This window comes from Rhodomicrobium sp. R_RK_3, assembly GCF_002198715.1.
Classification (GTDB): domain Bacteria; phylum Pseudomonadota; class Alphaproteobacteria; order Rhizobiales; family Rhodomicrobiaceae; genus R-RK-3.
The window spans coordinates 390922-400226 of record NZ_MWLK01000036.1 but is presented as its reverse complement, the minus strand read 5'-3'; the positions used below and the strand labels follow the sequence as shown (position 1 = coordinate 400226).

At 64.1% G+C, this 9305-nt stretch carries 6 protein-coding genes and 1 rRNA gene (1 of these 7 running past the window's edge); 4 read left to right on the top strand and 3 right to left on the bottom strand.

Features of this window, described 5'->3' with window-relative positions; genetic code table 11:
• Nucleotides 1–8, bottom strand: a 16S ribosomal RNA gene (locus tag BLEFHOIH_RS23525) (its annotated part extends 1201 nt beyond the left edge of the window); the annotation flags it as partial.
• Nucleotides 9–888: 880 nt separating this feature from the next.
• Between BLEFHOIH_RS23525 and BLEFHOIH_RS23520 the strand changes: the two genes are divergently transcribed.
• Nucleotides 889–2862, top strand: coding sequence for a peptidoglycan DD-metalloendopeptidase family protein (locus tag BLEFHOIH_RS23520; protein WP_170937346.1), 1974 nt, complete (start codon nt 889–891; stop codon nt 2860–2862).
• 484 nt (nt 2863–3346) lie between these two features.
• Nucleotides 3347–4129 (top strand): SDR family oxidoreductase, encoded by a 783-nt coding sequence (locus BLEFHOIH_RS23515; RefSeq protein ID WP_088348463.1) that lies wholly within the window; start codon nt 3347–3349, stop codon nt 4127–4129.
• A gap of 78 nt (nt 4130–4207) precedes the next feature.
• Here the strand turns inward: BLEFHOIH_RS23515 and BLEFHOIH_RS23510 are convergent, their stop codons facing one another.
• Entirely contained in the window at nt 4208–5263 is a 1056-nt protein-coding gene (locus tag BLEFHOIH_RS23510) for an endonuclease/exonuclease/phosphatase family protein (RefSeq protein WP_088348462.1), read from the bottom strand.
• 263 nt (nt 5264–5526) lie between these two features.
• On the opposite strand from BLEFHOIH_RS23510, the gene BLEFHOIH_RS27585 reads away from it, so the two are divergent.
• The gene (locus BLEFHOIH_RS27585) at nt 5527–5652 is read left to right on the top strand and encodes a hypothetical protein (protein ID WP_280950403.1); all 126 of its coding nucleotides are present in this window, start codon (nt 5527–5529) and stop codon (nt 5650–5652) included.
• Nucleotides 5653–5716: 64 nt separating this feature from the next.
• Here BLEFHOIH_RS27585 and clpB read toward each other — a convergent pair whose 3' ends face one another.
• Nucleotides 5717–8323, bottom strand: coding sequence for an ATP-dependent chaperone ClpB (clpB, locus tag BLEFHOIH_RS23505; protein WP_088348461.1), 2607 nt, complete (start codon nt 8321–8323; stop codon nt 5717–5719).
• 168 nt (nt 8324–8491) lie between these two features.
• Between clpB and BLEFHOIH_RS23500 the strand changes: the two genes are divergently transcribed.
• Nucleotides 8492–9265 carry an MOSC domain-containing protein gene (locus tag BLEFHOIH_RS23500; RefSeq protein WP_088348460.1) on the top strand — a complete coding sequence of 258 codons (774 nt, stop codon included), beginning with the start codon at nt 8492–8494 and terminating at the stop codon, nt 9263–9265.
• Nucleotides 9266–9305 lie beyond the last annotated feature (40 nt).

Below are 9305 nucleotides of genomic sequence, written 5' to 3'. Positions count from 1 at the left end.
GCCAAATATCTCTCGTCCGCTCACCGAGCAGACAGCCAGAACTCCGCCGCCTACGTTTCTCTTTCTTCGATTCACTTGTCAAAGAGCGTTCGCGCTGCGAGCGCAGCACTTCGAGGAAATAAGGCTTTCCCCGGCCATCAGATCGTGGAGTGGTCGAGACCGTTAAGATCACCAACCGCAAAACCCGTTTCATGTTGGCAGTGATTTGAGACAGCGGAGCCGTTGTCGGCCGACGCTGTCGTCGATGAACCTTATTTAGGTCAACCGACCCGCACTGTCAACACATGATTTGAAGTTTTTTTAACCTCTCATCCCCCGTCTCAGCCGCGCCATATAAAGGCCCGATTAGCGGTCGATGACTTGTTGAAAGCCAATTTGATCCATTCCCCTTAAAAATGGGTTAACGCTTTGAAAAAAATGCGAATTTGACGATTTTTTTTGTCAATCTTTGGAACGCAGTGTAACGTCCGGTTGTGTTTGGCCGTCCGCATCGCGGTTTTGACGCCTCTGTGGACGGTTTGTGGACGAAATGCGCGGGGGGTCGGACGCCGGCCCGCGACTCGGTCGAGGGGTCGGAATGAGACGCCAGCCGGGCCGCCGCGCCTCGCAGTCGGTAAATGGGAGTTGGAGCGGAAGTTTCAAATACACAGCCGCTCCTTATGGTGCTAATGAAAGAGTTTGGTTTGCAGGGCCTTGAACAGGCAAGTCAGGGTGATTTCAGGGGGTTCCGACTAGAAGCGTCGATCATGGCCGCTCGCGGGGCGGCCGCTGAAGGGGTTTGCCGCCATTTCGATGGAATGGCTGCCGACGGGGGTATTCGGTTTGCTGGATCGTAACAGCCACTTATCTGGCCTGCACAAACATCGTGCCCTGGTTCGCCGCGGCAACGTGCGAAATCTGCCGCAGGTCTACATCCCCGCCGGCAAGGGCACCTTGCCCGAGCTCTATATGCGCGACGCCAGCGCCAGGCGGCTGATCTCCCGCCTGAAATGGTTCATCTCCACCTGCATCGTCGGCGCGGCCGGGCTCTGCATCATCGGCGTCGCCATGTACGCCTCCACCGATATGGAGGACGGCACCGGCATGATGGGATCGCTGCGCCGGGCGGGCCTTGAGGCGATGAAGCCCAAGACCGCCGGCAATCTGATCGAGGACAAGGTGGCGCTGACCGGCGAGAAGACCGACAAGATCGCCGTCACCACCAAGGGCCTGACCACCAAATACATCATCCAGGACAGCGTGGTGGAGCGGCGCAATGCGCGCGAATTCATCACCGTGAAGCCCTATGTCCGCATCGCGGCGACGCTTTCGACCGTCAAGCCGGATAATAATGACGCCATTCCGCCCTTCAATCCGTTCGACCTCTATGCGGAGAAGAAGACCGCCGAAGGCCGGCCGGTGCTGGCGGCGCAGTCGGACCGGGCGGCGCATAATCAGTTCCTGACCGCCCGCATCCTCGACCTTGCCGGCGGCTTCCTGCCGGAAGAGGATCGCCAGGAGCTGGCGGATGACGAGATCGAGCGCCATGTCGCCGAGGCGGACGCGGTCTATGCCGAAAGCGCGGCGCAGCTCCGGCCGGCGGTCCTGCCCGAGGATGGCGACGGGCCATCGTCGGGCGGCTCTGGCGCGGGCGACGCGGCGCCGGACGAAAAGCCCGCCGCGCCCCTGCTGCACACCACGGTGCTGGAAAAGATCCCCGACGATGACGATGCGGCGGACGACAATCAGATCCAGTCGATCATCGTCAAGCAGAACGACACCATTGTCAGCATCCTGAAGACCGCCGGCGCCGAGGCCTGGGAGGCCCAGGCGATCGGCGACGTGTTCGCGGCGGCGCCGGGCGGCCTGAAATTGCGCGCCGGCCAGGAAGTCCGCCTCGAATTGGCGCCGGCGGCGACCGATCCGTCGCTGAAGGAGCCGGTCAAGGTCTCCGTGTTCACCGGCGTGAAGGCCGAGGCGACGGCGATGCGGACCGGCGACGGCGAATACAGCCTGTCGGACGATCACATCCAGATCACCAGCAATGGCGATGACGAGGATGACGGCGAGGAGCGCGCCTCGCTCTATAACAGCATCTACAGCGCGGCGCTGGCCCAGGATCTGGAGCCCAATGTCATCACCACGCTGCTGCGCGTGCTCAGCTACGATGTCGACTACAAGCAGAAGGTCCGGCCGGGCGACAGTTTTGAGCTGTTCTTCGACGTCAAGCAGGGCGAGGACGGCACCGAGACGCCGGGCGAGCTGCTTTACGCGGCGATGACCGTCGGCAACGAGACGCTGAAATATTACCGCTTCCGCACGCCGGACGGCTCGGTCGATTTCTACAACGCCAAGGGCTCGAACTCGCGCAAGTTCCTGATGCGTTCGCCGATCAAGGCCGGGCGCTTCACCTCCGGCTTCGGCTATCGCCGCCATCCGCTGCTCGGCATCAGCAAGATGCATACCGGCGTCGACTGGGCGGCTCCGGTCGGCACGCCGATCATGGCGGCGGGCAACGGCACCATCGAAGTGGCGGCGCGCCATGGCGGCAACGGCAATTACGTCCGCATCCGCCACGGCAACGGCTACAAGACCGCCTACAGCCACATGAGCCGCTTCGCGCCGGGCATCAAGCAGGGCATGAAGGTGACGCAGGGCACGCTGATCGGCTATGTCGGCACGACCGGCTTCTCGACCGGCCCGCATCTGCATTATGAAGTGCTGATCAACAGCCGCTTCACCAACCCGCTTAAGCTGCACGTGCCGCGCAGCCGTCAGCTCAACGGCCGCATGTACGCGGAGTTCAAGAAAGAACTCACCCGCATCGACGACCTGATGCACCGCGCCCCGGTCAAGACGCGAATCGCGGCGGCGGAGAAATAGGGCTCGGGGCCGGGCGCGGATTGGCGTGCGGCGAGATTTAGGACGCGGATCGGAATCCGCGTCTCAACATTTATTGCCCTCTCCTCCCGTCGTCCCGGGCGGGCGTGGGCCGAACCGGCACCCAATCGCACAAAAATGGCACGGTGCTCGCGGAGAGGCGAGTGGGCCCCGGCTCTTACGGCCGGGGCGACGAGATTGAGACTCCCCCTTAATCCCCTCGTCGGCAACTTTGATCGATGAGCCGGTGGATCGGGCGCTGGACTCCAGGCCCATACATTTTGGTGCGTAGCTTACTTTTTCGTGCGTTCTTGCGCTTTTAGAAAGTCAGGCCGATTTTGGAAACCGGGACACGCTCAACCCGGAGACCGATCATGCCCATCCCGCTGCCAATGCCCATTGCCGATGACGTCGCCGCAATTTCGGTGGCCCTCCGCCATGCTTTCCCGCACTCCGGTGATGCGTTCGCCCGGCTGGAGATCCTCCCATGAGCTTCGATCTCGGCCTTGAAGGAAAGCGCGCCCTGGTCACGGGCGGCACCAAGGGGGCGGGTGCGGCGGTGGTTCAGGCATTGACGGCCGCGGGCGCGCGCGTCGCGGCAACAGCCAGGACCGTGCCCGAGAACGAAACCGGGACCATCCATTACATCGCCGCCGACCTTCTGACGGCGCAGGGTTGCGCCGAAGCCGCCGAAGAGGTGCTTCAAACCTTCGGCGGCATCGACATCCTCGTCAATGTGCTTGGAGGCTCGAGCGCGCCGGCGGGCGGTTTCGCGGTGCTGACCGACGGGGAATGGCAAAAGGAGATCGATCACAATCTGATGCCTGCGGTCCGGCTCGACCGCGCCCTGCTTCCCTCGATGCTCGCGCAAGGGTCGGGCGTCATTATCCATGTGACGTCGATCCAGCGCGAACTGCCCCTGCCGGAATCGACGACGGCCTACGCGGCGGCGAAGGCCGCGCTGTCGACCTACAGCAAGAGCCTTTCGAAGGAAGTCGCCCCCAAGGGCATCAGGGTGGTCCGGGTGTCGCCGGGCTGGATCGAGACCGACGCCGCCGTGGCCCTCGCGGAACGGCTCGCCAGGGAGGCCGGCACCGATTATGAGGGCGGCAAGAAGATCATCATGAATTCGCTAGGCGGAATTCCGCTCGGTCGACCGGCAAAGCCCGGCGAGGTCGCCGATCTGATAGCCTTCCTGGCATCCCCGCGCGCCGCAGCCATAACCGGCACCGAATATGTCATTGATGGAGGGACCGTTCCCACCGCTTGAGCGTCGAAATGCAGAGCTGCGGCGCGTCGTGGCTGAGAACGGAGATCGCCCACCCCAGACGCGGCACGGCCGCTCCCCCTACCCCTGCGATGCGGTCTTGCTGATCGCGCTGAGATAGTGGTCGGAGAAATCGACCTTCAGGCCGACCCAGAGCAGCACGTGGTCGGACATCTGCCAGCTTCGCCAATGGTCGGAATAATAGCCGCGCGGCCCGCCGTTCCAGAGGTCGTCGGCCTTTTCCTCGGGCATCTGGTCGCGATAGGCGGCGAAATCCTCCTCAATGTCGCGGAACACCGTGTCGAAGGGGCGGAAGGCGCCGCTGCCGGCCAGCTCGAGGCGGTCCTCGGTCGAGCGGAAGGCGATCTGGTCGTAATAATGCCGGGCATCGAGATGGGCGCGCTTCTTGGTCAGCGCCTCGGGGACGGCGAAACCGGCGCGCTCCAGCACCCGCGCCATCAGGTCCGACGGCGCGCCGACGCCGAAATCGCCGAGCAGGAAATAATCCTCGCGGTCGCGGTCCTGGCGGTCGCGGAAGAAGCGGGCGAGCGCCTCGCATTGCGCGCCGTGGCGCTCGACCTCCTGCGCCTTCAGCCCGTCATAGCGAAGATGCAGCGTGGCCAGATTGAAGTTGAAGCCGCCGGCCTGGAAAGCGGCGAGGAACGGCGCGCGGTTGAAGGCCAGCTCGCCGGTGCGCCGCAGTTCCGCGTTGCTGCGGCCCGCAACCGTCTGCCCGCCCGGCAGCACCACTTCGCCGGCGATCTTGCGGAACATCACCTTGGACTGGCGGTAGAGGAAGGCCATCCGCTCTTCCGCGCCGCTGCCATTGTCGACGCTATCGGTCGCCAGATAATCCCATTCGGGGCCGAGGATCGACAGCAGCGCCTCGAGCGCGTCGAGATTGCGGCTGACCTCCTGCAGGACGACGAGGTCGAAGGCCGAGACGATCTCGGCGATATAATAATAGGACTCGCGCAGCCGGTGGCCATGGCCGAGCCGGTTATTGTCGAAATCGCGCAGATTCCAGCTCGCGATCAAAAGCGAGTTGCGCCCCGCCCTCTCGCTGACCTCGGATCGAAGCTTGTGCCGGAGGGCGAGCAGCCGCTCGGCGGTGCGCACCTTTTCAGCGGCGTCCATCCACCGCCTGATGGGAGAATATGAGGGCATGTGCCGCCTCGCCGAGCCGCCGATTCGTGTGAGATCTCCATGGCAATGCTTCGCCCGGCCAATGTCAAGGCAGCGGCCGGAGGACTGCCCGTATTTGCCACAAGCCATTCGTCGCGGCCGGCAGGCCACGCTCCCGGAGCGCCAGGAACTTTCATCCTGGGCATCTGTTAAGCACGAAAGTCTCGCGCGGACATGGCCGCGAAACCGGAGACTGTCGAGAAAGGATACGGACGATGCGAGGGTTTGTGATTGGGGCGTTGCTGGTTGTGGTGGCCGTGCTCGGCTATCTTTATTACCAGGAGACCCGTAATGATGTGACGATCCAGCTCGAAGCTCCGAAAGTGACGCTTCCGAACTGATCCCCCACAAAAACGGCGGCCCTTGAGCCGCCGTCTTCATTTTCGCCTCGCTGTCTCCGCCGGATCAGGCGGCCGCGCGGCTCACCTCTTCGCCATTGATGACCAGGCCGTTCTCGTTCGCCGAGATGCGCACGACGTCGCCGTCGCGGATCTTGCCTTCCAGGATCAGCTCCGACATCGGGTCTTGCACGTGCTTCTGGATCGCCCGCTTCAGCGGCCGGGCGCCATAGGCGGGATCGTAGCCCTCCATCGCCAGCCAGTTGCGCGCGGCATCGTCCAGCTCCAGCCGGATGTTGCGCTCGTCGAGCAGCTTCTGCAGCCGGCCGATCTGGATGTCGACGATGGTCGCCATCTGCTCGCGCTTCAGCCGGTGGAAGATCAGGATCTCGTCGACGCGGTTGAGGAATTCCGGCCGGAAATGCTCCCGGACGCTCTGCATCACCCGCGCCCGCACGATCACCGGGTCCTCGTTCTCCGCCTGCATCACCAGATATTCGGCGCCGAGATTGGAGGTCATGATGATGAGCGTGTTGCGGAAATCGACCGTGCGGCCCTGGCCGTCGGTCAGCCGCCCGTCGTCGAGCACCTGCAGCAGCACGTTGAAGACATCGGCATGGGCCTTCTCGATCTCGTCGAACAGCACGACCTGATAGGGCCGGCGGCGGACGGCTTCGGTGAGGGCGCCGCCCTCCTCATAGCCGACATAGCCGGGCGGCGCGCCGATCAGCCGGGAGACGGAGTGCTTCTCCATATATTCCGACATGTCGATGCGCACCATCGCCTGCTCGTCATTGAACAGGAAGGCCGCGAGCGCACGGCTCAGCTCGGTCTTGCCGACGCCGGTCGGGCCGAGGAACATGAACGAGCCGATCGGCCGGTTCGGGTCCTGCAAGCCGGCCCGGGCCCGGCGCACGGCGGTCGCGACGGCATGAACCGCCTCTTCCTGGCCGACGACGCGCTTGGCCAGCACGTCCTCCATGCGCAGCAGCTTGTCGCGCTCGCCTTCGAGCATTTTCTCGACGGGCACGCCGGTCCAGCGCGAGACGACGCCGGCGATGTGGTCGGGCGTCACCGCCTCCTCCATCATCTGGCCGGTCGCCGAACCGTCGACGGCCTCGGTCTCCTTCAGCTTCCGCTCCAGGTCGGGAATGATGCCATAGGCCAGCTCGCCGGCGCGGGTGAGGTCGCCCTTGCGCTGCGCCTGCTCCAGCTCGATGCGCCTGGCATCCAGTTCCTCCTTGATCTTCTGCGCCGAGGACAGCTTCTCCTTCTCGTCACGCCAGCGGCGGGCGAGCGCGCCGGATTTCTCCTCCAGCTCGGCGATCTCCTTCTGAATCCGGTTCAGCCGGTCCTTGGACGCGGCGTCGCTTTCCTTCTTCAGCGCCTCGCGCTCGATCTTGAGCTGGATCAGCCGGCGGTCGAGTTCGTCCAGCTCCTCCGGCTTGGAATCGACCTGCATCCTGAGGCGGCTGGCGGCCTCGTCGACGAGGTCGATGGCCTTGTCGGGCAGGAAGCGGTCGGTGATGTAACGGTTGGAGAGCGTGGCGGCGGCGACCAGCGCGCTGTCGGTGATGCGGACGCCGTGATGCAGCTCATATTTCTCCTTCAGCCCGCGCAGAATGGAGATGGTATCCTCGACCGTCGGCTCGGAGACGAACACCGGCTGGAAGCGCCGGGCGAGCGCCGCATCCTTCTCGACATTCTTGCGGTATTCATCGAGCGTGGTCGCGCCGACGCAGTGCAACTCGCCGCGCGCCAATGCAGGCTTCAGCAAATTCGAGGCATCCATCGAGCCTTCGGCTTTACCCGCGCCGACCAGCGTATGCATTTCGTCGATGAACAGGATGATGCCGCCCTCGGCCGCGGTGATTTCCTGCAGCACGGCCTTCAGCCGCTCCTCGAACTCGCCGCGATATTTCGCGCCCGCGATCAGCGCGCCCATGTCGAGCGCCAGCAGCCGCTTGCCCTTCAGCCCCTCCGGCACGTCGCCATTGATGATGCGCTGGGCGAGCCCTTCCGCGATCGCGGTCTTGCCGACGCCCGGCTCGCCGATCAGCACCGGATTGTTCTTCGTGCGGCGCGACAGCACCTGGATGGTGCGGCGGATCTCTTCGTCGCGCCCGATGACGGGATCGAGCTTTCCGCGCGATGCCTCCTCGGTGAGGTCGCGGGCGTAGCGCTTCAGCGCGTCATAGGCCTGCTCGGCGGAGGCGCTGTCGGCGGTGCGGCCCTTGCGGATGTCGTTGATGGCGGCGTTCAGTCCGACCGGCGTCACGCCGGCATCGGCGAGGATGCGGCTGGTCTCGGCTTCCTTCTCCATCGCGAGCGCCAGCAACAGCCGCTCGACGGTGACGAAGCTGTCGCCGGATTTCTCCGCCAGCTTCTCGGCCTGGTCGAACACCTTGGCGAGCGCCGGGGCCATGTAGACCTGACCGGCACCGCTGCCCGAGACCTTCGTCATGGCGGCAAGCGCCGCCTCGGTCCGCGCCAGCGCGTCGCCCGGCCGCCCGCCCGCGCGCGTGATCAGCCCGGCGGCCAGGCCCTCGGAATCATCGAGCAGCACTTTCAGCAAATGCTCGGGGGTCAGCCGCTGATGTCCCTCGCGAAGGGCGAGCCCTTGCGCGGATTGCAGAAATCCTCGCGACCGGTCGGTGAATTTTTCAAAGTTCATGATTGTCCTCCTTGGCACGCGAATGGCGCCTCGATAGCGCGGCCATATGCGCCCTGACAATGTCCTCGATCAAAGACCCGCAAGCGGCGTCTCATGCGCCTAATATAAGATTGCGGCCGCAACTCAAAAGAGGGCATCATCCGGCATCCGCGACTGACAGGCACATTCATGACCCTATCCGGAAACTTAGAAATTGTTTCAATCTACCGCTACCCGATCAAGGGGCTTAGTCCCGAAAAGCTGGATCTGGCGGCGCTGGTTCCCGGCGAGACCATTCGCTCCGATCGTGCTTTTGCGATCGAGAACGGTCCCGGCCGATTCGACCCGGAAAACCCAAAATATCTGCCGAAAGTAAATTTCCTCATGCTGATGAGGAACGAGCGTCTCGCCGCGCTACAGACCGCATTCGACGACGAGACGCAGGTGCTGACGGTCAGCCGCGACGGCAAGCAGGTGGCGCGCGGGGCGCTCAACACCAAGCTCGGGCGGCAATTGGTGGAGCAGTTTTTCGCCGGCTATATGCAAGGGGAATTGAAGGGGGCGCCGCGGATCGTCTCGGCGCCGGGGCACAGTTTTTCCGATGTCGCCGCCAAGTGCCTGCATCTGGTCAATATGGCGAGCGTCCGCGACCTTGAGGGCGTCACGGGCATGGCGCTCGATCCGCTGCGCTTTCGCGCCAACCTCTATTTCGAGGGGGCGGATGCGTGGGAAGAGAAAAAGTGGATCGGGCGCAAAATCCGCACGGGCAGCGCAAGGCTGAAAATCTATGCCGAGACCGCGCGCTGCGAGGCCACCAACGTCAACCCGCAAACCGCCGAACGCGACGCCGCCATACCGCCGACCTTGCTGCGGACCTATGGCGATACGGCTCTGGGGATTTACGCGACGGTGATCGGGCCCGGCGAGATTCGCCCCGGCGATAGGATGGAATTGGAAGACTGATCCGCCGTCGTTCCAGCAGCTTGCGGAACGGGCGTCTCAT

Bases quoted from the DNA above. Each gene is read 5' to 3' on its own strand.
- BLEFHOIH_RS23515 (WP_088348463.1), top strand. From the start codon at position 3,347: ATGAGCTTCGATCTCGGCCTTGAAGGAAAGCGCGCCCTGGTCACGGGC.
- clpB (WP_088348461.1), bottom strand. From the start codon at position 8,323: ATGAACTTTGAAAAATTCACCGACCGGTCGCGAGGATTTCTGCAATCC.
- BLEFHOIH_RS23500 (WP_088348460.1), top strand. From the start codon at position 8,492: ATGACCCTATCCGGAAACTTAGAAATTGTTTCAATCTACCGCTACCCG.
- BLEFHOIH_RS27585 (WP_280950403.1), top strand. From the start codon at position 5,527: ATGCGAGGGTTTGTGATTGGGGCGTTGCTGGTTGTGGTGGCCGTGCTC.
- BLEFHOIH_RS23510 (WP_088348462.1), bottom strand. From the start codon at position 5,263: ATGGACGCCGCTGAAAAGGTGCGCACCGCCGAGCGGCTGCTCGCCCTC.